Raw genomic sequence first — 23,887 nt, forward strand, 5'->3', positions numbered from 1 at the left:
GCATGGATTTACCCATCCTGTCCACCTATCGGCTGCAGCTGCGTGGTGAGTCGAGCGGGTCCGCGTTCACCTTCGCCGACGCGGAAGACCTGCTGGACTACCTGGACGACCTCGGGGTGACGCACCTGTACCTGTCCCCGATCATGACCGCGACCACCGGGTCGAGCCACGGCTACGACGTCACCGACCCCACGACGGTGTCCCCCGAACTCGGCGGCCGTGACGGCCTGGCGCGGCTGTCGGCGGCTGCGCGGGCGCGTGGCCTGGGACTGGTCGTCGACATCGTGCCCAACCACGTCGGAATCGACCAGCCCCGGCAGAACCCCTGGTGGTGGGACGTCCTGCGGAACGGCCGTTCTTCGCCCTACGCAACGTTTTTCGACATCGACTGGGACCTCGACCAGGATGGCCGCATCGTGCTGCCGGTGCTGGGCTCCGACGAGGACGCCGCCGACCTGACCGTCGACGGGGACGTGCTGCGCCTGGGCGATCTGGCGCTGCCGATCGCGCCCGGCACCGCCGGCGGCACCGGTGCCGAGGTGCACGATCGCCAGCACTACCGCCTGGTGGGCTGGCGCAACGGCGTGTGCGGCTACCGCCGGTTCTTCTCGATCACCTCGCTGGCGGGGCTGCGCCAGGAAGACCGCGCGGTCTTCGACGCCACGCACGCCGAAGTCGGGCGGTGGTTCGCCGAGGGGCTCGTCGACGGTGTGCGCATCGATCACCCCGACGGCCTATCCGATCCGTGCGGCTACCTGGCGTGGTTACGCGAATTGGTCGGCCCCTCGGCCTGGATCGTGATCGAGAAGATCCTGGCGGTCGACGAGGCGCTCGAGCCCACCCTGCCGGTCGGCGGCACCACCGGTTACGACGTGCTGCGTGAGGTCGGCGGCGTCTTCGTGGATCCGCAGGGCGTCCCGGCGCTGACCGCGCTGGTGGAGTCCTCCGGCGTGGACTACCGGGCGTTGCCGGACATGCTGGCCGACCTCAAGATCCGTTCGGCCACCGACACGTTGGGCAGCGAGCTGTCCCGGCTGCGCCGCAGCATCGCTGCCGCCGCCGGCGCCGACCACCCGCAGCTGCCCGCGGCGGTGGCGGCGTTGCTCACCCACCTCGGCGTCTACCGCAGCGACTACCCCGGCCTGGTCGCGCTGCTGCCCACCGCACTGGCCGAAACCGAGGCGGCCGCACCGGAATTGGGCCCGGCGCTGCAGGTGCTGGCCACGGCGCTGGCCCGCGACTGCGAGCCGGCCACCCGGCTACAGCAGCTGTGCGGGGCCGTCACCGCCAAGTCGGTCGAGGACTGCCTGTTCTATCGCGACGCCCGGTTGGTATCGCTGAACGAGGTCGGCGGCGAGCCGCACCGCTTCGGGGTCGGCGCGGCCGAGTTCCATCACAGCGCCGCCAGCCGCGCCCGGTTGTGGCCGCAGACCATGACGACGCTGACCACCCACGACACCAAACGCGGAGAGGACGTGCGCGCCCGGATCGGGGTGCTGTCGCAGGTGCCGTCGCTGTGGGCCGAGTTCGTCGCCCGCTGGGAGACCCGCGCCCCCTCCCCCGACCCGGCGACCGGACAGTTCCTGTGGCAGAACATCTTCGGCGTCTGGCCGGTCAACGGGCAGGTCACCCGCGAGCTGCGCGACCGCCTGCACGGCTACGCGGAGAAGGCCATCCGGGAAGCGGCCTGGCACACCTCGTGGAACGACCCCGACGCCGACTTCGAGGACGCGATCCACCGCTGGCTGGACACGGTGCTCGACGGCCCGGTGGCCGGGCAGCTGACCGAGCTTGTCGCGCAACTCAATCCGCACGCCGCCAGTGACGCGCTGGGGCAGAAGCTGCTGGCGCTGACGGTGCCCGGGATTCCGGACGTCTATCAGGGCACCGAGCTGTGGGACGACAGCCTGGTCGATCCGGACAATCGCCGCCCGGTCGATTACGCGGCCCGGCGCGCCGCCCTGCACGAGTTGCAGCACCCGAAGATCCGGGTGGTCACCACCGCGCTGCGCGTGCGCCGCGCCCACCCGGACACCTTCCTGAGGGGGGAATACGTCCCGGTGCTGGCCGACGGCGACGCGGCCGACCACGTGGTGGCCTTCCGCCGGGGCTCAAATGGCGGCGACATCGTGGTCGCGGTGACCCGCTGGACCGTGCGGCTGGCCGAAACCGGCTGGGGCAACACCGTGTTGCCGCTGCCCGACGGCACCTGGAAAGACGCGCTCACCGGGGCGGTCGCGGACGGACCGACCTCGGCGGCCCAGTTGTTCGCCGACCTGCCGGTCGTGCTGCTGGAGCGACACCATGACTGACTTCCGGGTGTGGGCGCCCAAACCCGAGCTGGTCCGGCTCGACGTCGAGGGCGAGGTGCACCCCATGACGCGCTCGCGGGACGGCTGGTGGCGTGCGAGCGTGGACACCGCGCCGGACGCCCGCTACGGGTACCTGCTCGACAACGATCCCACCGTACTGCCCGACCCGCGCTCCGCGCGCCAGCCCGAGGGCGTGCACGCCCGCTCGCAGCTGTGGGACCCGGCCGGCGTGACGTGGACCGACACCGGGTGGGCCGGCCGGTCGGTCGAAGGGGCGGTGATCTACGAGCTGCACCTGGGCACGTTCACCGGCGCCGGGACCCTCGACGCCGCCGTCGACAAGCTGGACTACCTGGTGGACCTAGGCGTGGACTTCGTCGAGCTGATGCCGGTGAATTCCTTTGCCGGCAGCCACGGTTGGGGATACGACGGGGTGTTGTGGTACAGCGTGCACGAACCCTATGGCGGCCCCGACGCGCTGGTGCGCTTCGTCGACACCTGCCACGCAAAGGGGCTGGGCGTGCTGATCGACGCGGTGTTCAACCACCTGGGCCCGTCGGGCAACTACCTGCCGCGGTTCGGCCCCTACCTGTCCTCGGCAAGCAACCCGTGGGGCGAGGGCATCAACATCGCCGACGCCGACTCCGACGAGGTCCGCCGCTACATCATCGGCTGCGCGTTGCGCTGGATGCGCGATTTTCATGCTGACGGCCTGCGGCTGGACGCCGTCCACGCGCTGGTGGACACCACCGCCATCCATATCCTCGAAGAACTTGCCACCGAAACCGACTGGCTGGCACAGCAGTTGGGGCGCCCGTTGTCGCTGATCGCCGAGAGCGACCTGAACGACCCGCGGCTGATCACCCCGCGCGACCGCGGCGGCTACGGTCTGACCGCGCAATGGGCCGACGACGTTCATCACGCCATCCACACCGCGGTGTCCGGCGAGCGCCAGGGCTACTACGGCGACTTCGGCAGCCTGGCCACCCTCGCGCACACGCTGCGCCAGGGCTTCTTTCACGCCGCGACCTATTCGTCGTTCCGGCGTCGCCGCCACGGCCGCCCGCTGGACACCGGAGCCATCCCGGCCACCCGCCTGGTCGCCTACACCTGCACCCACGATCAGGTCGGCAACCGCGCCCTCGGGGATCGGCCCTCGCAGAACCTGACCGGCGGCCAACTGGCCGTCAAGGCGGCCCTGGCGCTCGGATCACCCTACACCGCAATGCTTTTCATGGGCGAGGAATACGCGGCGTCCACGCCGTTCCAGTTCTTCAGCTCCCATCCCGAACCGGAGCTGGCGAGGGCCACCGCCGAGGGACGCAAGGCCGAGTTCGCCGAGCACGGCTGGGACGCCGACGAGATCCCCGACCCGCAGGACCCCGAGACGTTCGTGCGCTCCAAGCTGAACTGGGACGAGGTCGACAACGGCGAACACGCCCGCCTGCGCCGGCTGTATCGCGACCTGATCGCGTTGCGGCGCACCGACCCCGACCTCGCCGACCCTTGGCTCGAGCACCTCGCGGTCGACTACGACGAGGACCAGGGCTGGATCGCCGTGTCGCGCGGGCGGCTGCGCATCGTGTGCAACCTGGGCGCCGAGCCCGTGCGGGTGCCGGTCGGCGGCGAGGTCGTGCTGGCCTGGGAGGAGCCGGCCGTCGACGCCGACGGCGCTGTGCTGCAAGGCCATTCGTTCGCCATCCTCGCCGCACCCGCGCGGGCTGTGGATAACTGAGTGGCGGCCGCGGGGCGTCGACCCCGATGATGCGGCCATGAATCATTCTGAATTCGGTCACAAACTGCGGCGGATCTGCTCGCACAATCCGACCCGCCGCGGCCTGAGCGCCCGGCGCACCGTGCGCCGCGACGCGCCGCCCAACCCCACCATCGAGCTGTTGTGGACGGGCCCCGGCCCGGGTGACGACGAGACCGCCTGACCTTCGGCTACACGATGGGCCGGCCGTCGGGGCGCACCGCCTGGGCGACCGCGTCGGCGAGTGGATCGATCTCGTCGGGCGCCAGGTCCGAGATCGTCAGCCGGATCCCCGCCGGAGTCCGCATGCGGAATCGGGCGCCCGGCGCCGCCGCCCAGCCGGCGCCGAGCAGCCGTGAGATCGCGACCGCCTCGTCGGGAACCGGCACCCACAAGTTGAGCCCGGACCGTCCGTGCGCGTCGAGACCGCGGCCGGCCAGGGCGTCGCACAGCCGCGACCGGCGGTCGGCGTAGTGCCGCTCGGCGTCGGCGACCAGCTCGGCTGCCGCACCGTCGGACCACAGGCCGACGGCCAGCCGCTGCAACAGGTGGCTGACCCAGCCCGGCCCGAGCCGCAGGCGGCCATGCACGCGCTCGACGGTCCGGTGGTCACCGGCCAGCACGGCCACGCGCAGGTCCGGGCCGTAGGCCTTGGACGCCGAGCGGACGAACGCCCAGTGGGCGGTGCAGCCGGCCAGGGTGCGCAGCGGTACGCCGGCGATGCCCGCGCAGTGATCGTCCTCGACCACCAGCAGGTCCTCGGCGCGGCGGGCCAACACCTCACGCAGGCCCTCGGCGCGTTGCGCCGATAGCGCGGCGCCCGTCGGGTTCTGCGCGCGGTTGGTCAGGACCAGCGCGCGCACCCCGCGCCCGAGGGCCCGGGCCAGGTCGGCGGTCAACGGCCCGTCGTCGTCCACGCGCACCGGCTCGGCCGAAAGCCCCAGGGCGGCAAGAAGATCGAGCAGGTTCGCCCACCCCGGATCCTCGATGGCGACCCGATCGCCGGGGCGCAGATGCGCGGTGAGCGCGCGCTCGATGCCGTCCAGCGCGCCGCTGGTCACCGCCAGGTGTTCGGCGGGCACCCCGTCTGCGGTCAGCGCGTGGCGGGCGAACTCCTCCAGCGCCGGCGAGATCGCGGGCCCGCCGTAGAGCACGGGCGCGGCGGGCGCCGGTGCGGGCGGGGCGGCGAACGCGATGGGCAGCAGGTGCGGGCTCGGGTTGCCGGTCGACAGGTCGCGCACGCCCGCGGGCACCTCGAGCCCGAGCAGCGAACGCGGGCTGGTCGCCGGCCGGTGCCGCACCCGGGTGCCCCGGCGGCCGGCGGTCTCGATGGCGCCGCGATCGCGCAGCAGGCGGTAGGCCGCGGCGGCGGTGTTGGCGTTCACGCCGAGCTGCGTGGCCAGCTCGCGGACCGGCGGCAGCGCGTCGCCGGGGGTCAGGGAGCCGGCCGAGATCGCCGCTTCGATGCTCGCGGCTATGGAATCCGCGCCGGTTCCGGTTATGCTGTTTTGTACTGGCACGCATTACATTATGTACTAGGACAAATCGGAGGGCAATTTCGTGGACACCGCATACCCGCCGACCTCACGCACCACCCCGACCCGCTACCGGGAACGCGCCCGCTACGACCGTCACACCGTCCACGACATCCTCGACGAGGCGCTGGTCTGCCATCTGGGATACCTGAGCGCCGGCCGCCCGGTGGTCCTGCCCACCACGCACGCCCGGCTGGACGAGACGCTCTACCTGCACGGTTCGACCGGCGGCGGCCCGCTCCTGGCGGCGCGGGCGGCCGAGGCAGCGGGTTCGGGCCTGCCGGTGTGCGTCACCGTCACCCTGGTCGACGGGCTGGTGCTGGCGCGCTCCGCGATGCACCACTCGGTGAACTTCCGCTCGGTGGTCGCGGTGGGTGAGGCGCGCGTGGTCGACGACCCGGCGGAGAAGTCGCGGGCGCTGGGCTGCCTGCTCGACCACATCGCGCCCGGGCGCGCCGCCGACTGCCGGGCCCCCGACGCCCGCGAGCTCGCCGCGACCGGGGTGCTCGCGCTCGACCTCGCCGAGGTGTCGGCCAAGGTGCGCGGCGGTCCCCCGGCCGACGACCCGCAGGACCTCCCGCTGCCCCACTGGGCCGGCGTCGTGCCGCTGACCCTGACGGCCGGGACCCCGGTGCCGGCCGACGACCTCGATCCCGCCATTCCCGCGCCGCCATACCTGGACCGGCGCCGCTGAGCTCACGCCCCCGGTTGCCGGTCGCGGGCCCGTCGGGTGTTGTCCCACCAGGTTCCGACGACCATGACCGCTCCCGCCCAGGCCATGCCCAGCAGCCAGCCCGCGAGCACGTCGCTGAGGTAGTGGACGCCCAGGTAGACGCGCGAGAACCCAATCAGGAACCCCGCGCCGATCGTGACGGCCCACACCGTCACGCGCCCGGTCCAGCCCCGGATCAGCCAGCGCGTCAATATCCACGCGGAGATGACCATGATCGCCGCGGTGCCGGTGGCGTGTCCGGAGGGAAACGAGTACCCGTCCGCGTCGACGAGGGCGAACGGCAGGGCCGGGCGATTCCGCCCCACCAAGGCCTTGGCGGTGAAGAGCATCAACGGGACCCCGGCGCCGCACGCCAAGGCGAGCACCACCGGGCGCCACGACCCGCACCGCCAGCCGGCGACCATGGCAATCGGCAGGGCGAACGCGGCCAGGAACAGGGGGCCGCCCGCGACGGTGATCGTCCGCAGGACGGTGGTCAGCCACAGGTCACGATGGGTCGCAAGCCACCGGGTCACCGGGTGGTCGATCACGGCGATGCCGTCGCCCTCGAGCACGTCGTCGAGCACTTCGGTGAAGCCGACCGCCAGCGTCACGACCACGGCCAGCCCGAGCAGTAGCGCCACGGCGGCGACCTCGCTGATCGGGAGCCGGCCGGCGAGCTCCCGCCAGCGGTCGCTGATCCGCTCGCGCGCCCACGCCAGCGTTTCGCCGATCACGGCGACGCCCGACACCCTCTCCCGCAGGCCCCGCAGCAGGCGCCCGCGCCGGGCGACCCAGATGGCCGCCCACGCGAGCAGCACGAGCCAGGCGATGGTGGCGGCGCTGACGACTCCGAAACCGGGGGTCCCGGGTCCATACGGCTCGTGCATCAATTGCGGCCCGAGACTAGAGCAGCAGGTAGCGGTAGGCGGGCGACCCGGGTTTCAGGCTTTCGACGTGCAGCTCCGTCGCGCGCATCCTCGACAGCAGGCCGTCCAGGTCGGCCGAGGATCCCAACTGGATGCCGACGAGCGCCTCGCCGGTCTCCCGGTTGTTGCGCTTGACGTACTCGAAGAGCGTGATGTCGTCGTTGGGTCCGAGTACCTCGTCGAGGAACCGGCGCAGGGCGCCGGGCTCCTGCGGGAAGTCGACCAGGAAGTAGTGCTTGAGGCCGAGGTGGACCAGCGAGCGCTCCAGCACTTCGCCGTAGCGCGAGACGTCGTTGTTGCCTCCGGAGATCAGGCACACCACCGTCGAGCCGGGCTCGATGTCGGCGTCCAGCAATCCCGTCACCGACAGGGCGCCCGCGGGTTCGGCGATGATGCCCTCGTTCTGGTAGAGGTCGAGCATCGTGGTGCACACCGCTCCCTCGTCGACCGCGGTGATCGACACCATGTCGCCGGCGGCCGCCAGCGCGGCGTAGGTCAGGTCGCCGGCGCGGCGCACCGCGGCGCCGTCGACGAACTGGTCGACGTGATCCAGCGTTACCGGCTCGCCGGCGGACAGGGCGGCCATCATCGCCGCGGCGCCGGCCGGCTCGACGCCGAGCACCGACGTGTTCTCGGTCCGCTCGGCGAGGTAGCTGGTGATGCCGGCGATGCAGCCGCCGCCGCCCACCGGGACCGCCACCAGGTCCGGCTCGGTCTCGAGTTGGTCGAGCAGTTCGACGGCGATGGTGCCCTGGCCCGCCATGGTGCGCGGGTCGTCGTAGGGCGGGACCAGGGTGGCGCCGGTGCTTTCCACGTCGGCCAGCGCGGCCTCGGCGGCAAGGTCGTAGGTCGTGCCACCGACGATCAGCTCGATGAAGTCCCCGCCGTGGTAGCGGATCCGGTCACGCTTTTGCATGGGCGTCTTGGCGGGCACGTAGACGCGTCCGTGCACCTGCAACATCCGGCACGCGTAGGCGAAGCCCTGGGCGTGGTTGCCCGCCGACGAGCACACCACGCCCGCGGCCAGCTCCGTCTCGGAGAGCTGAACCAGCAGGTTGTAGGCGCCCCGCAGTTTGTAGGAGCGCACGATCTGCAGGTCCTCGCGCTTGAGGTAGACCCGCGCGCCGGTGATGGCCGACAACCGGTCGCTGAACTGCAACGGGGTCGGCGTCACGACGGCCGCGATCCGCTTGGCCGCGGTGTCGATGTCCGCCGCGGTCAGCGGCGCGACGCTCGGAGGACGGCTCAATTCAGCGGACACTGATTAATGGTGCCATGCCAGCTGGCCAACTCCGGAATTCAGCCGACCGGGGTCAGCACGAACACCGGGATCTGGCGGTCGGTCTTGGTCTGATACTCGGCGTACTCCGGCCAGGCCTCGACGGCCCGCTCCCACCAGGTGGCCTTCTCGTCGCCGAACACCTCGCGGGCGTCGTAGTCGCGGGTGACGGAGCCGTCCTGCAACTCCACCCGGGGGTTCTTCTTGATGTTGTGGTACCAGACCGGGTTTTTCGGCGCCCCACCGAGCGAGGCGACGACGGCGTACTGGCCGTCGTGCTCGACCCGCATCAGCGGCGTCTTGCGGAGTTTGCCGGTCTTGGCGCCGACCGTGGTCAGCAGGATGATCGGCTTGCCCTTCATGTCGGCGGCCTCGGCGCCCCCCGACGCGGCGTACTTTTCGGCTTGCTCGCGAGACCAATCCCAGGGCGACGGCTCGTACTCTCCAGAAAGCGGCATGCCACCAACTTTAAGCGCGGCGCCCCGTCTGCGGTGACCGAGTTCGCCACAGGGGCCGCACCGGCCCCACGGGTCACGGCTCGAGGGACATAGTGCCAATGCCCATCTCCGAGCGACAACGGCCGGTTCTCATTGTTCGTGGCACATGGCGATCTCTACCTTGCTCCCCCTCGTGGCGCGGCGGCCGTCACGCGACGCGGTCAAGCACAGCAAGACGCAAACCATCGACGGCTGTGAACCGCGGCGCGCCCAGCCACACTCAAAGCATGCGCTTCGCGCTCGAGGTCCCAGATCTATGACCGCCCAGCCTGATTCGCCAACACGATCAGCGGCCGCCCAACGGCTGCGCTGCCGAAGGCCAGCCACGCGGTTGGCTTATCCGTGCGGCGAGCGGTTTCACCCCTCAGTGGCCGCGGTGACTAGCAGATGACGGCCGGGCCGCCCGTGAGGGGGCAGTAGGGAGGTACGCAGCTCACCGAGGTTGTTGAGACCGCGAAGGCGAGCAACAGCGCAAACAAGACCCTCGTAACCTTGTTCATAACTAGAAAGTGTAGGTCCGGCCAGGACCCCCAGGTTGGTTACGGCTCGTCCACACCGCTGTCGCTGGAAGGCGGGCAATCGCGCTAGTCCCGGTGCTCGGGTTCGTGCGCGGCGAAGGGCCGCAGGCGGCGCTTCGTCTGGTGGTCGTCGGCCCCGGACTCGCCGTCGGCGTGGCGGCCCCGGGTGTAGTCGCCCTGCCACGGCACCCGCTCGCCGGGGGCGCCGTCGGCCGTCTCCTGCTCGCGTCCCAGCGCGCCGCGTGAGCCCAGGAAGAACTCGTGCTTGCGATGCAGTTCCTCGTCGGACTCGATGGGCCGCAGTTCGGGCGCGAACTCCTCCAGTTCGGCGCGGCGCTGCGGGACGATCATGCAGATCGGCTCGTCGACCTCGAAGCGCACCGGCATGAACTCGCGGGTGAATTTCCAGTTCATGCTGAAACTCGAACTGGACCAATCGGTTTCGACGACGCCTTCCAACGCGGAGATGGCGTCCTTGGGATGGTTCGCCGGACCCCGCACCAACAGGTTGTAGCCCGGCGGGGTGCGAAACAGCATCGGCAGATGCCAGGTCAAGATGCCGTAGCCGAAGTGGCTGGAGGGCAGGAACTGGCCACTCTCGCGGGTGTCGGGCGCGATCATCAGGCTGGTGCGGTCGTCCCCGCCCATCCACGTCGCCGTGAACGCGTTGCGGTTGCGCACCTCCCAGCCGCTCTGATTGGCGATCAGCATCGGCAGGCACCGGTGGGGCCAGCCCTGACGCATCTCCGACATCCACGTGCGACCGATCGGCGCGGGGGTGATCTGCGGCGCGATCTCATGGGTGATGTACCCGATCAGCGGGCGGGCCTGCCCGGTCGACTCGTCACTCATCAGATCCTCGCTTCACCGATAGGGCCAACGCACTATCGCGACCAAACGTTAATGGTCCGTGAACCCGCGCGCCCGGTGGACGAGTGATCAGCAGGTCCTGGCCAGCTCCGCGATGGCGTTGACGCGCCGGACCGCGGTGGCGATCTCGTCGGCGAACTCACGCCGGCGTCGGGCGATGTCCGGCCCGTCGACGCCGTCGACCAACTCGCGATGCCGGGCCAGTCGCAGCGCCGTCTTGAACAACTCCATCGACCGCGACTCGGCGCTGGCGATCCTGCGCTGCAACTCCCATTGCTTGCCCACCTCGAGGCACTCGGCGAGAAACGCGTCCTCGTCGAACGATTCGTCGTCGTAGGCGGCGAGCCGGTCGGCCACGATGTGGTAGGCGTCGAGGAACGGGCGCAGCACGAGGTGCGCCAGCAGCACGTCGGCCTTCTCCAGCAGGCCGCGTACGTCGGCCGCGTGGGCGGCCTTGCGGGTGTCGTCCACCCGTCCGATCAGGCGCACCTCGTCGGTGAGCTCCTTCTCGAACTGCGCGCGCGCCGAGAACAGGAACTCGAACTTCAGCAACTCGCGCAGGCGCAGCGCCTCATCGCGCACGGCCGTCGGCTGGACCAGGCCCTCGACCGAGGCCTCGGCGTCTTCGACGGCGGCCAGCAGCGCCGTCTCGGCGATCGCGCGGTCGACCACGATGTGAATGGCGGCGTTGCGGTAGAACGCGGCGACCAGGTGCTGCTCCGCCCCGATGCCCCAGACCGGTTCTGTGCCGGCGTCATACACGCTCACGACGCCGGAGGCGACCAGCTGGTGCAGGGTCCAGCGGATGGTGGAGCGATTCGTCAGGTCGGCGGCGCCGGCCACCGTCCAGTTGCGCGCCGCGATGTAGCTCGCCAGCGGCCGCACGGTGGCCAGCACCTCGCTGATCGACAGCGAGCGGTCGGCGCCCAGCAGCGCGAGGCTCACCACCGCGGTCGGGGTGACGGGCGTGGCGCGGTTGATCCGGTGCTCGACGTCCAGCGCGATGCGTTCGATCTCGGTGCTGGCGCCGGACTCTGATGTTTTTTGCAAGGCGCGCAGCTCCTCGAGGCGCTTGCGCAGCGGCAGCGGTTCACCGAAGTCGAGGTAGGCGCGGCCCAGCCGCTCACCCTGCTGGCGCGCCAGCCGGATCAGGAAGCGGAAGTCTTCCGGCCGCTTCGTCGCGCCGTAGGCCTCGGTGGTCATGGCCTCCACCTCGTGCAGCTGGTCGTACACGATCGAGGTCGGCACCAAATACACTTCGGGGCCGTCGATTTCGTCGACCGCGTCGGCGATGTACCGCAAGATCCCGAACACCGGGGGCCGCAGTTTGCCCGTCCTGGTTCGGCCGCCTTCGATGGACCACGTCATGTTGGCGTGGCCTTGCACCAGCTGCGCGGCGTACGCCCGCAAGACGAAGCGGTAGACGGGAATGTCTTTCGTCTGACGCCGGATGAAGATCGTCCCGGTTCGCTTGGCCCAGGCTCCCATCGGGAAGAAGTTCAGGTTGGCGCCGCCGAACGTGAGCGCCGGCGAGAGCCGGTTGGCCTGGATCACCTCGGGCAGCAGCAGCCCGTCCAGATACGAGCGATGCGAAAAGGCAAACGCCAGAGTGGCTTTGCGATCCAGCCTGCGCAGCTGGGCGATCTGGTCCTCGTCGACCAGCACGTCGTATGCCCGCATCAGCCAGCAACTGAAGCTGCGCCAGGCCCGCACCGCCCGCTCGTCCAGCGAGGGCGCCATCTCCCGCAGGTAGGACGCGGCCTCGGCGCGCACAGCGGAAGGGTCGCGGCCGAGGTCGTCGGCCAGCTTGCTCAGCCGCTCGTCATACCATGGCGCGCGCAGCAATCGGGCGACCTCGGCCGGGTCGGTCGCCAGGGGCGTCGTCGACTCCTCGATGAGGCCGGTGCGCTGCAACAGCTTTCGCGCTCCGACGCGACCGATCTCACGGGCGGTGCCCGCCGGCCCGCCGATCATGCCGGCTGCACCGTTGCGGCGCCGGAGGGCTCGTACACCTCGGGCGGCGGGTCGAGCGCGTAGAGCTCTTCGATTTCCTCGGCGTACTTGGCCATGATCGGCTTGCGCTTGAGTTTCATCGTCAGCGTGATCTCGTCGCCGCCGGGCTCCCACAGCGTCGGCAGGATGCGGAAGCGTTTGATCTGTTCCACCCGCGAGAGTTTCGCGTTGCCGGCGGCCACCCCGGCGGCGATCTGGGCGACGACCTCCGGGTCGGCCGCCAGCGCGGCGGGCGACGCGTCGGACAGCCCGCGTTGGGCGGCATAGGGGCCGACCGAGTCGGCGTCGAAAACCATGAGCGCGGTGTTGTAGGGCCGTCCGTCGCCGATGGTGATCATCACCCCGACCATCGGGCACGCGGCCAGGATGGAGTTCTCAATGTTGGCCGGCGACATGTTCTTTCCGGCCGCATTGATGATCAGCTCCTTCTTCCGGTCAACCACCCGCAGGTAGCCCTGCGCGTCGGCCTCGAGGATGTCGCCGGTGTGCAGCCACCCGTCGGCGTCGATCGCCTCGGCCGTCTTCTCCGGCTCCTTGCGGTAGCCCTTCATCACCAGCGGGCCGCGCACCAGAAACTCGCCGTCGTCGGCGATCTTGCCCTCGAGCCCGGGGAGCAGCTTGCCGACGGAGCCCAGGCGCGCCTCGCGGGGGTGGCTGACGGTGGCGACGCAGCTCAGCTCCGACATCCCCCAGACCTCGGCGATCGGAATGCCGATGCCGGCGAAGAAGGCCAGCGTCTCCTTGGGGATGGGCGCCGCCCCGGAGACCGCCCAACGCAGGTCGCCGAAGCCGAGGCGCTCGCGCAGCTTCGACAGCACCAGCTCGTCGGCCGTGGCCCATTCGGCGGCCAGGTCATCCGGCATCGGCTCTGAGGCCACCAGTGCGGCGGCGCGCTTGGCGGCCACCGACATCGCCCACTGCAACGCCTGCCGGGTGGCCTCGTCCGCCTCGTTGGCGATCGCGAATTCGATTCCCGCCTTGAGCTTTTCCCAGACCCGGGGCACCGCTCCCCACACGGTGGGCCGCGCGTCGGGCAGCGCGGCGGCGATGGCGCGTGGGTCGGAGACCACCGTCACCTGGGCGCCGAACACCTCCAGGCTGTACAGGCCCATCACCCTGTCCGCGATGTGCGCCGTGGGCAGAAACGACGTGACGCGGTCGGCGTACCGGCTGGGCAGCACGGCGTCGAAGGCATACATCTCGAAAAGCAGGTTGGCGTGGGTCATCTCCACGCCCTTGGGGTTTCCGGTGGTCCCGGAGGTGTAGATGAGCGTGGCGACGTCGCCGGGTTGCACTGCCCGCCAGGTGGATTCGAAGTCGAAATCCTCCTGCGCGGCGGCATACAGGTCATCCACGGAGAGGGTGCCGGGCGGCGAGCCGTCGATGCAGACGATGTGCTCGATGGGTGCGCCGCTGGCGCGGATGCGGTCCACGTAGTGCGCCTCGCAGATGGCGACCTTGGTGCCGGCGTTGTCGAACAGATACGTCAGCTGCTCGGCCGGCAGCGTGCTGTACACCGAAAACGATGTGGCGCCGAGGTGTTGGGCGCCGATTTCGAAGGGGTAGAACTCGATCCGGTTGGCCATCATCAGCGACACCGTGTCGCCCCGCCGTACCCCCAGGCCCGCCAGCCCGGCGGCGACCTTGCGCACCTGGGTCGCGAGCTCTCGCCACGTCAACGTCTGAGTGTCGCCGGGCGTGCGGAGCGCGACGGCATTCGGGTCGATCGCGGCGGTGCGCTGGAACGCCTCGCACAGGGTGGCCGGATGCTCGGCAGTCGTCATTTCCGTAGCGTACGTCGGTGGTCAGCGAGCACGGAATACATTGATCGAATTCTTCGGTGCGGCAACGACGCCGCTCGGGTCACCTAGTACGTTGGCGATTATGCGGTCCGAACCGGGATTTGACGTACACGATCTTTCCCCACTTGAGCAGACCGCGTTGCTGACCCAGTACGCGCGAGCGCTCGACAGCCGTTGGCCACGGCCCATCCTGGGCGACACGCTCGCCGACGAGACCGTCCGAAAAATCGACTACGACTTCGGCGCGCTCGGCATCCCCAGGAGCGTGGTGTGCCAGTCGGCCCTGCGGGCGAAGATGCTCGATGACCGGGTCCGGGGTTTCACCGCCGTCCACCCCGATGCGGTCGTGGTGGACCTCGGCGCGGGTTTGGACACGGGCCTGTTTCGAGTCGCCCCGCCCGCCACGGTGGACTGGTACAGCGTCGACCTGCCGGGTGTCATCGCGTTGCGCGACCGGCTGCTGCCGACGAGCCGGCAAGCCCACTCGGTCGTCGCATCGGTGGCCGACGAGAGCTGGCCCCAGACCATCCCCAGCGATCGGCCGACCATGGTCATCGCGGACGGGCTGTTCGCGTTTTTGTCCGAGGCGGTGATCGTCGGCGTCTTCCGTCGCATCACCGAGCACTTCAAATCCGGGGAGCTGGCCTTCAACGACTACGGGCACATCGGTTGGTTCAGCCGGCTTGCGGTCAGGCTGGCCCCGCAGCAGATGTTCAGCCAGGTTGGTGCGCAGTGGGGCTATTCGGGCTTCAAAGACGCGCGGGTGCCGCAGACGTGGAATCCGCGGTTGAGGCTGGTCGAAGAATCCAGCCTGGCGCACGCTCCTGAGGTCGAGTCGTTTCCGGGCTGGATTCGGTTGGCTACCAAGATGTCCGGAAAGTTCAAGGCGTCTGTCCGTAAAGCGCGGATACTCCGTTACCGGTTCGAGCCGGCTCAGGCCGGCGGTGCGGTGTGAATGCCGCACGTACAGTCGTCAATTGACGGACACGTGCAGCGCATCCCCCACTCGATGACCGCGCGGGCGCGGGCCAGCGATTCCAGCTGGGCGTCGATCTCGGCGAGTTTCGCCTCGGCGAGGGCGCGGCTGGCCGGCCGTCCGGGCGCGTCGTCGGCGAACAGCAGCTGGATCTCGTCGAGCGAGAACCCCGCGGACTTGCACAGCGCGATCACCTCGAGCCGGGACAGAATCGAGTCGTCGTAGCGACGCTGGCCGCCCCGCCGCGTCGGCTCGGGCACCAGGCCGATCTGCTCGTAGTAGCGCAGCGTCGTCGCGGCGACCCCGGTTTGGCGGGATATCTCCCCGATGGTGCGGCCACCGGCCATGGCGCCTCCCGAACGATTCGATGCTTGACTTAGAGCCAACTCTAAGTCCTTGACTGTGGTTATGGCTATCCCCTCACGCCCCTCACGAGCGGAACTGGACGGATCCCGCTACGCCCTGCTCCGCTCCTTTCGCCGCGACGGCACCGCCGTCGACACCCCGATCTGGTTCGCGTTCGACGGCGACGGATTGGTGTTCCGAACGAAGGTGGGCCCCAAGACCCGGCGGCTGGCCGCGCGCGGCGACGTCGAACTGGTGGCCTGCGATTACCGGGGCCGGGTGCGTCCGGGTGATCGGGCGCCGTGGGTGCCCGGCCGCGCCACGGTCCTGTCTGGCGCCGACGCCGAGCGGGCGAACCGCGTGCTGCACCGCCGTTATGGCTGGCAGTGGAACATCGTGCCGCTGCTCAAGGTGCCGGGCGTGACCAACGTGCACCGGGATCTGTGTCTGCGTGAGAAGGTGCGGCGCGCCCGGGACCGCGGGGTGTGGCCGGACAGCGTCATCGTGCGGGTGCAGCTCGCCTGAGCGTTTGCGAGCGTGCGCCCAGCTTCACACTCGTCGGCGAGTGCGCGGCCGGCTGCACACTCGGCGCCGCTAGCCGCCCAGGCAGCCCGGGCCGAGCAGCTCCTTGAGGTCCCCCATCAACGCCGGCGACGGCGTCACCCGAAGCGACGCATCGAGTTCCAGCGTGGTGATCCGGTCCCCGCTGATCAGCCGCAGGTGCACCTGCGAGGTCCCCGGATGCCGCGCCAGCACCTGCTTGAGCGCGCTGACCTTGTCGATGGTGCACTGCCGCGTCGGCAGGCTGACGGCGATCGGCCGGTTCACCTGGGCGCTGGAAAAGTCCGGTACCACAAGTTCGTTGGCGATCAGGCTGATCCGGTCGTCGCGGATGGCCACCTTGGCGTTGATCAGCACGACGGTGTCATCGGCGATGTCGGCGCCATAGGTGGAATACGCGTGCGGGAAGAACATCACCTCGATGCCGCCGGTGAGGTCCTCCAATTGCGCTGACGCCCAAGGCATCCCGTTCTTGTTGACCCGCCGGTTGACCGACGCGAGGATGCCGCCGACGCGCACCTGGGTCTCGTTGGGCACGTCGCCGTCCAGGATGGCCGGGATCTGGGTATCCACCTGCGCGGCGAGCAGGTGCGCCACCCCGTTGAGCGGATGCCCGGACACGTAGAGGCCCAGCATCTCCCGCTCCAGCGCGAGCTTGTGCTTGTCCTCCCACTCGTCGTCGGGCACCTTGATGGTGAACACCGCTTCGGTGCACCCGTCGTCGCCGCCGAACAGGTCGAACTGGCCGATCGCCTCGGCCTTCTTGGTGCCCAGCACCGAATCGACCGCGTCGGTGTGCACCAGGAACAGGCCCTTGCGGGCGTGACCGAGCGAGTCGAACGCGCCGGCCTTGATCAGCGACTCGGTGACCTTCTTGTTGCAGGCCGCGATGTCGATCTTGTTCAGGTAGTCCGAGAAGTCGGTGAACTTGCCCTTGCCGTTGCGGGTGCCGATCAGCGAACCCACCACGTTGGCGCCGACGTTGCGCACCGCGCCCAGCCCGAAGCGGATGTCCGTTCCGACCGAGGCGAAGTTCACCAGCGATTCGTTGACGTCGGGCGGCAGCACAGTGATGCCCAGCTTGCGGCAGTCGGCCAGGTAGACGGCGGCCTTGTCCTTGTCGTCACCCACCGAGGTCAGCAGGCCGGCCATGTACTCGGCCGGATAGTTGGCCTTCAGGTAGGCGGTCCAGTACGAGACCAAGCCGTAGCCGGCCGCGTGTGATTTGTTGAACGCGTACCCGGCGAACGGAAGGATGGTGTCCCACAACGCCTTCACCGCTTTTTCGGAGAACCCGTTGGCGGTCATGCCCTCGTAGAAGCCCTTGTACTCGGCCTCGAGCACTTCGAGCTTCTTCTTGCCCATGGCCTTGCGCAGCGCGTCGGCCTTGCCCATGGTGTAGGAGGCGACCTTCTGGGCGATGAACATGATCTGCTCTTGGTAGACGATCAAACCGTAAGTCTCGGAGAGGATTTCGCGCAGCGGCTCCTCGAGCTCCGGGTGGATCGGCTTGATCGGCTGGCGGCCGTTCTTGCGGTCGGCGTAGTCGTTGTGGGCGTTCATGCCCATCGGGCCGGGGCGGTACAGCGCCAGCACCGCGACGATGTCGTTGAACTCGGTGGGCTGCATGCGGCGCAGCAGGTCGCGCATCGGCCCGCCGTCGAGCTGGAACACGCCCAGGGTGTCGCCGCGGCCCAGCAGCTCGTAGGTGGGTCCGTCGTCCAGCGGGACGGATTCCAGGTCGAGGTCAATTCCCCTGTTGGCCTTGATGTTGTCCAGGGCGTCGCCGATGATCGTCAGGTTGCGCAGGCCCAGGAAATCCATCTTCAGCAGGCCGATGGCCTCACACGACGGGTAGTCCCAGCCGGTGATGATGGCGCCGTCCTGCGGCCGCTTCCACAGCGGAATGGCCTCGGTCAGCGGCTCGCTGCTCATGATCACCGCACACGCGTGCACCCCGGCGTTGCGGATCAGGCCTTCCAGGCCGCGGGCGGTCTGGTAGATGGTGCGGACGTCGGGGTCGGTTTCGATCAGGCCGCGGACCTCGGCGGCCTCCTTGTACCGCTCGTGGGCGGGATCGGTGATCCCCGACAGCGGGATGTCCTTGGCCATGATCGGCGGCGGCAGCGCCTTGGTAATCCGGTCGGCGATGGCGAAGCCGGGCTGGCCGTAGTGGATGCGTGCCGAGTCCTTCAGGGCCGCTTTGGTTTTGATGGTGCCGAAGGTGATGACCTGGGCGACGCGGTCGGAGCCCCACTTGTCGGCGGCGTAGCGCACCATCTCGCCACGACGGCGGTCGTCGAAGTCGATGTCGATGTCGGGCGCCGACGGGCGTTCCGGGTTGAGGAACCGCTCGAACAGCAGGCCGTGCGGAATGGGATCGATGTTGGTGATGCCCAGCGCGTAGGCCACCAGCGAGCCCGCCGCCGAACCGCGGCCCGGCCCCACCCGGATGTCGACCGACCGGGCGTAGTTGATCAGGTCGGCGACGATCAAAAAGTACGACGGGAAACCCTTGTCGCAGATGACCTTGATCTCGTACTCGGCCCGGTCGATGTAGTCCTGGCCGACGCCGGACGGGAAGCGGCGCGCCAGCCCCGCCATCACCTCGTGGTGCAGCCAGCTCGCCTGGTCGTGCCCCTCGGGCACCGGGAAGATCGGCATCCGGTCGCGCGGCGCCCAGACCTCGTCGTAGGGCTGCACCCGCTCGGCGATCAACAGGGTGGAGTCGCAGGCGCCGGGGACCTCGTCGTCCCAGATGCGGCGCATCTCGGCGGCCGACTTCAGGTAGTAGCCGTCGCCGTCGAACTTGAACCGGTTGGGGTCCGAGAGCGTCTTGCCGGTCTGCACGCACAACAGCGCCTCGTGGTTGTGGGCGGCGTCGCGGGTGACGTAGTGGCAGTCGTTGGTGGCCAGCGGCGGAATGCCCAGCTTGCGGCCGATCTCGAGCAGCCCGTCGCGGACCCGCTGCTCGATGGACAGCCCGTGGTCCATCAGCTCGAGGAAGTAGTTGTCGGCGCCGAAGATCTCGCGCCACTTGGCCGCCGACTCCAGCGCCTCGCGGTCGTGACCCAGGCGCAGCCGGGTCTGCACCTCCCCCGAGGGGCAGCCCGTGGTGGCGATGATGCCCTCGGCGTGTTCGGCGATGATCTCGGCGTCCATCCGCGACCACTTGCCGAGCTGGCCCTCGAACGACGCCAGCGAGGACAGCTTGAACAGGTTGCGCAGGCCGGTGGGCGTCTCGGCCACCATCGTCATGTGCGTGTAGGAGCCGCTGCCCGAGACGTCGTCGGACTTCTGGCCGGGGTCACCCCACAGGATCCGCCGGGTGTCGAACCGCGACGCGGGCGCGATGTAGGCCTCGACGCCGATGATCGGCTTGATCCCGGCCTTGGTCGCCGCGTTGTAGAACTCGCTGGCGCCGAACATGTTTCCGTGGTCGGTCATCCCGACCGCGGGCATTTGCAGCCGGTCCACCTCGGCGAGCATCGGCGCGATCTTCGCGGCACCGTCCAACATCGAGTACTCGGTGTGGTTATGCAGGTGCACGAAGGACGAGTGGTTCATAGGGACGCCAGTCTATGACCGCGGACCGACACGAGTTGGGCGTGTCGCCGCGTGTGTCACGGATGATTTCGGAGGCGACCCGCCGCGCCGGGCTTCGCCGCGCTTGCGATCGCCACAGGGTTTATCCGTACAGCTCGACGAAGTTTTTCAACGACTTCTGCACGTCGCCTTTGACGGCGCGGGCCGCCGCCGCGCCCACCGGACCGAACAGCGGGCGCCCACCCAGTTCCAGGCGCAGGCCGAGCGTCGAGCCCTCGCCGGTGGGTCGCACGGTGAGTGAAACGGCGTATTTGGTGCCGCCCTTGCCCGAGCCCGCCATCGCGACCTCGTGCGGCGGGTCCCACTTGGTCACCGTCCAGGTCACCCGGTTGCGGAAGCCCTTGGCGCGGGCCACGCCGACGACCTGGCTGCCTTCGCCGAGCTCGTCGGGCAGCTCGCTGCGCCAGCCCTCGTGCATGACCAGCCAGTCGCCCAGGTCCGACAGATCGGAGACCCGGTCCCACATCTGCTGGGGGCTCATCGGTACGTCGGCGGTCATCTCCACGGCGGCCACCGACTGAGCTTAGCCCGGCGTCACATCCGTCACTTGGGTCGCGGCTCACATCTTCACTCGGGTCGCGCCTCACATCCGTCAATTGGGTCGCGCCGGGGAGGGATGTGGTCTTGTGCCCACCTCCGCGCGACAACGGGAGGCGACGCGCGGCCGGCAACAGGAGGCGACGCGGGGCGACAACGAGAGGCGACGCGCGGCCGGCAACAGGAGGCGGCACGGGGCGACAACGAGAGGCGACGCGGGGCGACAACGAGAGGCGACGCGCGGGCGACAACGGGCTGCGACGCGCGCCATCACATTTGTCGCTCGGAGGTGGGCATTTCGTCATTCGCCCGACGGAGGGACGGATGTGGCGCGTGAGACGAACGCGCGCCATATAGCTCAGTGTTTGGGCCCGCCGCGAAATCGGTTGCCGATCCGGATGCCCGGCAGCAGCAGGCTGCGCGGCGCAAACCGCCCGCCCGTGCTGACCACCTTGGGCACCACGCCGGGCACCACCGTGCGGCGGCCGGACAGCATGCCGCCGATCGCCGCCTCGGCCACATCGCGCGGCGAGACCTGCGCGAGCGGAATGCTGAACCGCTCGGCGTTGGCGATCTCCGCCCACTCGGTCGGCACCGGGCCCGGGCACAGGCAGGTCACCGACACCCCGGTGTCGTGCAACTCCTCGTGCACGGCTTCGGAGAACGTCTGCACGAAGGCCTTGGTGGCCGAATAGACGGCCATGTAGGGAACCGGCTGAAAGCCAGCGATCGAGGCGATGTTCATCACCGCGCCGGCGCCGCGCTCAACCATGCCGGGCAAGGCCGCGTGGGTGAGTTCCATCAGCGCCAGCGCGTTGAGGGTGACCTCCTCGCTCTCGCGTTCCACCGGCAATTCGTGGAAGACGCCGCTGGTGCCGAAGCCGGCGCTGTTGCACAGCCCGGCGATCGGCTCCGCGCGCAGCCGGCTCGCCAGCTTGGCGCGCTCCTGCTCGTCGGCCAGGTCCAGCGGGAGCACCTCGACCGCCACCGAGTACTCCTGGCCGACCTCGTTGGCCAGCTCGTCGAGGCGCTCGCGGCGCCGCGCCACCAGCAGCAGCGGGAATCCTCGGCGGGCCAGGCCGCGGGCCAGTTCGGCGCCGATGCCCGAGGAGGCCCCGGTGATGACGACGGTGGTCTGGATATCAGGTTTCGGAAGGCTCATGTCTCACCAATGTATCCCGCGGGTCGCCCGCACAAACGTTTCGCTTCGTCTATCGAATTCCGTTGTGTCGCTTGTCGATTGATCACCCTTCGCGGCGCTGGAGTCACCGAACATGGTGAACGCCCGGTTGCGCACCCGGTCCATCACCGCCGGGTTGACCGCATCGGCGACGGCGGCGAACTGCCCGAACGGCGAGCTGGCCCGGCGCGGCCGGTGCACGATCGCGTCCGCGATCACCCCGGCCGCCTGCTCGGGCGTCAGCGCCGGGAACTTGTCGTACAGCGTGGTCGGGCTGATCATCGGCGTGCGCACCAAAGCCATGTGCACGGTGGTGAACTTGACGCCGTCGTTGACGGTCTCGGCCTGCAGCGAGTCGCACAGGCTGTCCAGCGCGGCCTTGCTGGCGATGTAGGCCCCGAAGCGGGGTGCCCGCGTCTGCACACCCACCGAGGAGACGTTGACGATGTGCCCATACCCCCGCTCGCGCATCCCGGGGATGAACTTGAGAATCAGCTGGACCGCGCCCAGGTAGTTCAGCTGCATGGTCCGCTGATAGTCGTGGATGCGGTCGTAGGACAGCTCCAGCGATCGGCGAATCGACCGCCCGGCGTTGTTGATCAAGACGTCGACGCCGCCGAGCTCGTCGAGCACCTGATCGGCCATGGCCGCGATGGCGTCCATGTCGGACAGGTCGCAGGGGTAGACGTGGGCGGCCCCGCCGGCACCGCTGATTTCGTCCGCGACCTTCTCGAGGTTTTCCCGGGTGCGGGCGACCAGCGCCACGGTTCCCCCGGCCTCGGCGATCTTCTTCGCGGCGGCCTCGCCGATGCCCGACGATCCCCCGGTGATCAGGATGGTCTTGTCGCGGACCGCTTCCTCGAGCGTGCGGCCCTGCACCGCGTCGAGCAGATTCCTCAGATAGAACGGCCGATACCGGCCTGCCGAGTTCGGGGTGTTGACGAGGTGAGACACCGTCGCCAGCGGCTTTTCCACCAGGCTCCCGAGCGAGTTCTCCACCAAGTTCGTCAAGTCGCCAAGGTTCATCGGCGTTCGCTCCTGGACAGTGATGTGACGCGGGTCATACCGCCAACCTAGGTCATCAGCCCCCGCCCCGATGCCGATTACGCTCATGTGACCCGCCGCGCCCTCTCACGGTTCACCCATCACGATCGCCACCGATAGGCAATCCGCTTGTTACACACCGCAATCCGGACGTGATCGCGCACTAACCGACGGGCAACGCCGGGATGTTCCAATCGGCCTTATGAAAATTCTGGCGCGCTTCCGCAAGCCTGAACCGGGCACCATCTACGACCGGATCGGCGGGCACGAGGCGATCGAGGTCGCCGTCGACGACTTCTACGTCCGAGTGCTTGCGGACGACGAACTGGCCGGCTTCTTCGCCGGGACGAACATGAACCGCCTCAAGGGCAAACAGGTCGAGTTCTTCGCCGCGGCGCTGGGCGGCCCGCAGCCTTACACCGGCGCACCGATGAAGCAGGTGCATCAGGGCCGCGGAATCACCATGCACCACTTCGGTTTGGTGGCCGCGCATTTGGCCGATGCGCTGGCCGCCGCCGGGGTGCCGCCCGAGACGGTGACCGAGATCCTCGGTGCGATCGCGCCGTTGGCGCCCGAGATCGCGACGGGCGACGCCAAGGCGACGGTCTGAGCGCGCGCGTGCTATCCGTCTCGAACGGTGCCTAGCATGCTGACATGCGGCGCACATTTGACGACCTAATCGCGGAGGCGGAGGCCGCCCCGGTCGACGGCTGGGATTTCTCGTGGCTGGACGGCCGGGCGACCGAGGAACGCCCGTCGTGGGGCTACCAGCGCCTGCTGCGGCAACGGTTGGCGAGGGTGTCGGCCGCGCTGGACATTCACACCGGAGGCGGCGAGGTGCTGGCCGGCGCGGCCCCCTTCCCGCCCACCATGGCGGTCATCGAGACGTGGCCTCCCAACGCCGTCCTGGCCACGCAACGCCTGCATCCGCTGGGCGCGGTGGTCGTCGCGACGCGGGACGAGCCGCCGCTGCCGTTCGCCGATGACGCGTTCGACCTGGTGACCACGCGCCACCCGATCTCCGTCTGGTGGACCGAGATCTTTCGGGTGCTCCGCCCCGGCGGCACCTACTTCGCGCAGCACATCGGCCCCGCCACGATGGCCGAGTTGGTCGAGTACTTCATCGGGCCCCAACCGGAGAAAGGGACCGAGTTTCACCCCGACGCCGTGCGCGCGCAGGCCGAGGCGGCCGGGCTGCAGATCGTCGATCTGCGCATGGAGCGGATGCGCGCGGAGTTCTTCGACGTCGGCGCCATCGTCTACTTCCTGCGCAAGGTGATCTGGTCGGTGCCCGACTTCACCGTCCAGCGCTACCGCGACCGGCTGGCCGAACTGCACGAGCGCATCGAGTCCGAGGGGCCGTTCGTCACCGACTCCGTGCGGCTGCTCGTCGAGGCCCGTAAGCCCGCGTGAACGAT

20 protein-coding genes are annotated in these 23,887 nt (G+C 69.4%); 8 read left to right on the forward strand and 12 right to left on the reverse strand.

The window, feature by feature from the left end:
- Positions 1 to 2 precede the first annotated feature (2 nt).
- The 3 genes from treY to W7S_RS27185 are packed head-to-tail and all read left to right on the forward strand — an operon-like array spanning position 3 to position 4,249.
- On the forward strand, positions 3 to 2,312 hold the full coding sequence (gene treY / locus W7S_RS15080; RefSeq protein WP_014711930.1) for a malto-oligosyltrehalose synthase: 2,310 nt from the start codon (positions 3 to 5) through the stop codon (positions 2,310 to 2,312).
- The gene (gene treZ / locus W7S_RS15085; protein WP_014711931.1) at positions 2,305 to 4,047 is read left to right on the forward strand and encodes a malto-oligosyltrehalose trehalohydrolase; all 1,743 of its coding nucleotides are present in this window, start codon (positions 2,305 to 2,307) and stop codon (positions 4,045 to 4,047) included. Before treY ends, treZ begins: the two co-directional genes overlap by 8 nt.
- A gap of 37 nt (positions 4,048 to 4,084) precedes the next feature.
- Positions 4,085 to 4,249 carry a hypothetical protein gene (locus W7S_RS27185; protein WP_014711932.1) on the forward strand — a complete coding sequence of 55 codons (165 nt, stop codon included), beginning with the start codon at positions 4,085 to 4,087 and terminating at the stop codon, positions 4,247 to 4,249.
- A gap of 7 nt (positions 4,250 to 4,256) precedes the next feature.
- Here W7S_RS27185 and W7S_RS15090 read toward each other — a convergent pair whose 3' ends face one another.
- A complete protein-coding gene (locus W7S_RS15090) occupies positions 4,257 to 5,585 on the reverse strand; it encodes an aminotransferase class I/II-fold pyridoxal phosphate-dependent enzyme (RefSeq protein ID WP_014711933.1) in 1,329 nt (442 codons plus the stop codon).
- A 40-nt stretch (positions 5,586 to 5,625) separates the two neighbouring features.
- On the opposite strand from W7S_RS15090, the gene W7S_RS15095 reads away from it, so the two are divergent.
- Positions 5,626 to 6,294 (forward strand): pyridoxamine 5'-phosphate oxidase family protein, encoded by a 669-nt coding sequence (locus W7S_RS15095; protein ID WP_014711934.1) that lies wholly within the window; start codon positions 5,626 to 5,628, stop codon positions 6,292 to 6,294.
- A 2-nt stretch (positions 6,295 to 6,296) separates the two neighbouring features.
- Here the strand turns inward: W7S_RS15095 and W7S_RS15100 are convergent, their stop codons facing one another.
- From W7S_RS15100 to fadD11, 6 genes are all read right to left on the reverse strand, one after another.
- Positions 6,297 to 7,202: a phosphatase PAP2 family protein gene (locus tag W7S_RS15100; RefSeq protein WP_014711935.1), complete on the reverse strand. Its 906-nt coding sequence runs from the start codon at positions 7,200 to 7,202 to the stop codon at positions 6,297 to 6,299.
- A 16-nt stretch (positions 7,203 to 7,218) separates the two neighbouring features.
- Complete coding sequence (gene ilvA, locus W7S_RS15105; protein WP_014711936.1) at positions 7,219 to 8,502, reverse strand: threonine ammonia-lyase; 1,284 nt, start codon at positions 8,500 to 8,502, stop codon at positions 7,219 to 7,221.
- Between the two features lie 38 nt (positions 8,503 to 8,540).
- Positions 8,541 to 8,978 (reverse strand): nitroreductase family deazaflavin-dependent oxidoreductase, encoded by a 438-nt coding sequence (locus W7S_RS15110; RefSeq protein ID WP_014711937.1) that lies wholly within the window; start codon positions 8,976 to 8,978, stop codon positions 8,541 to 8,543.
- Between the two features lie 623 nt (positions 8,979 to 9,601).
- Positions 9,602 to 10,387, reverse strand: coding sequence for a DUF6065 family protein (locus W7S_RS15115; protein ID WP_008257843.1), 786 nt, complete (start codon positions 10,385 to 10,387; stop codon positions 9,602 to 9,604).
- Between the two features lie 87 nt (positions 10,388 to 10,474).
- Positions 10,475 to 12,379, reverse strand: a complete 1,905-nt coding sequence (locus tag W7S_RS15120) for a lysophospholipid acyltransferase (RefSeq protein WP_014711938.1) — start codon at positions 12,377 to 12,379, stop codon at positions 10,475 to 10,477.
- Positions 12,376 to 14,202: a fatty acid--CoA ligase FadD11 gene (fadD11, locus tag W7S_RS15125; RefSeq protein ID WP_008257846.1), complete on the reverse strand. Its 1,827-nt coding sequence runs from the start codon at positions 14,200 to 14,202 to the stop codon at positions 12,376 to 12,378. Before fadD11 ends, W7S_RS15120 begins: the two co-directional genes overlap by 4 nt.
- 100 nt (positions 14,203 to 14,302) lie before the next feature.
- On the opposite strand from fadD11, the gene W7S_RS15130 reads away from it, so the two are divergent.
- Positions 14,303 to 15,175, forward strand: a complete 873-nt coding sequence (locus W7S_RS15130; protein ID WP_014711939.1) for a class I SAM-dependent methyltransferase — start codon at positions 14,303 to 14,305, stop codon at positions 15,173 to 15,175.
- Here W7S_RS15130 and W7S_RS15135 read toward each other — a convergent pair.
- The gene (locus W7S_RS15135; protein ID WP_008257853.1) at positions 15,154 to 15,543 is read right to left on the reverse strand and encodes a helix-turn-helix domain-containing protein; all 390 of its coding nucleotides are present in this window, start codon (positions 15,541 to 15,543) and stop codon (positions 15,154 to 15,156) included. The genes W7S_RS15130 and W7S_RS15135 overlap by 22 nt on opposite strands.
- Positions 15,544 to 15,604: 61 nt before the next feature.
- Between W7S_RS15135 and W7S_RS15140 the strand changes: the two genes are divergently transcribed.
- The gene (locus W7S_RS15140; protein ID WP_008257855.1) at positions 15,605 to 16,066 is read left to right on the forward strand and encodes a PPOX class F420-dependent oxidoreductase; all 462 of its coding nucleotides are present in this window, start codon (positions 15,605 to 15,607) and stop codon (positions 16,064 to 16,066) included.
- Between the two features lie 69 nt (positions 16,067 to 16,135).
- Here W7S_RS15140 and dnaE read toward each other — a convergent pair whose 3' ends face one another.
- From dnaE to W7S_RS15160, 4 genes are all read right to left on the reverse strand, one after another.
- Positions 16,136 to 19,669 carry a DNA polymerase III subunit alpha gene (dnaE, locus tag W7S_RS15145; protein ID WP_014711940.1) on the reverse strand — a complete coding sequence of 1,178 codons (3,534 nt, stop codon included), beginning with the start codon at positions 19,667 to 19,669 and terminating at the stop codon, positions 16,136 to 16,138.
- A gap of 121 nt (positions 19,670 to 19,790) precedes the next feature.
- Entirely contained in the window at positions 19,791 to 20,222 is a 432-nt protein-coding gene (locus tag W7S_RS15150; protein WP_008257858.1) for an SRPBCC family protein, read from the reverse strand.
- A gap of 381 nt (positions 20,223 to 20,603) precedes the next feature.
- Positions 20,604 to 21,407: an SDR family oxidoreductase gene (locus W7S_RS15155; RefSeq protein WP_014711941.1), complete on the reverse strand. Its 804-nt coding sequence runs from the start codon at positions 21,405 to 21,407 to the stop codon at positions 20,604 to 20,606.
- Between the two features lie 3 nt (positions 21,408 to 21,410).
- The gene (locus tag W7S_RS15160; RefSeq protein WP_014385148.1) at positions 21,411 to 22,451 is read right to left on the reverse strand and encodes an SDR family NAD(P)-dependent oxidoreductase; all 1,041 of its coding nucleotides are present in this window, start codon (positions 22,449 to 22,451) and stop codon (positions 21,411 to 21,413) included.
- Positions 22,452 to 22,671: 220 nt separating this feature from the next.
- Between W7S_RS15160 and W7S_RS15165 the strand changes: the two genes are divergently transcribed.
- Positions 22,672 to 23,079: a group 1 truncated hemoglobin gene (locus W7S_RS15165; protein ID WP_014711942.1), complete on the forward strand. Its 408-nt coding sequence runs from the start codon at positions 22,672 to 22,674 to the stop codon at positions 23,077 to 23,079.
- A 44-nt stretch (positions 23,080 to 23,123) separates the two neighbouring features.
- Positions 23,124 to 23,882, forward strand: coding sequence for a methyltransferase domain-containing protein (locus tag W7S_RS15170; protein WP_014711943.1), 759 nt, complete (start codon positions 23,124 to 23,126; stop codon positions 23,880 to 23,882).
- Positions 23,883 to 23,887: the final 5 nt, after the last annotated feature.

The sequence above is a fragment of the Mycobacterium sp. MOTT36Y genome (assembly GCF_000262165.1).
Classification (GTDB): domain Bacteria; phylum Actinomycetota; class Actinomycetes; order Mycobacteriales; family Mycobacteriaceae; genus Mycobacterium; species Mycobacterium intracellulare.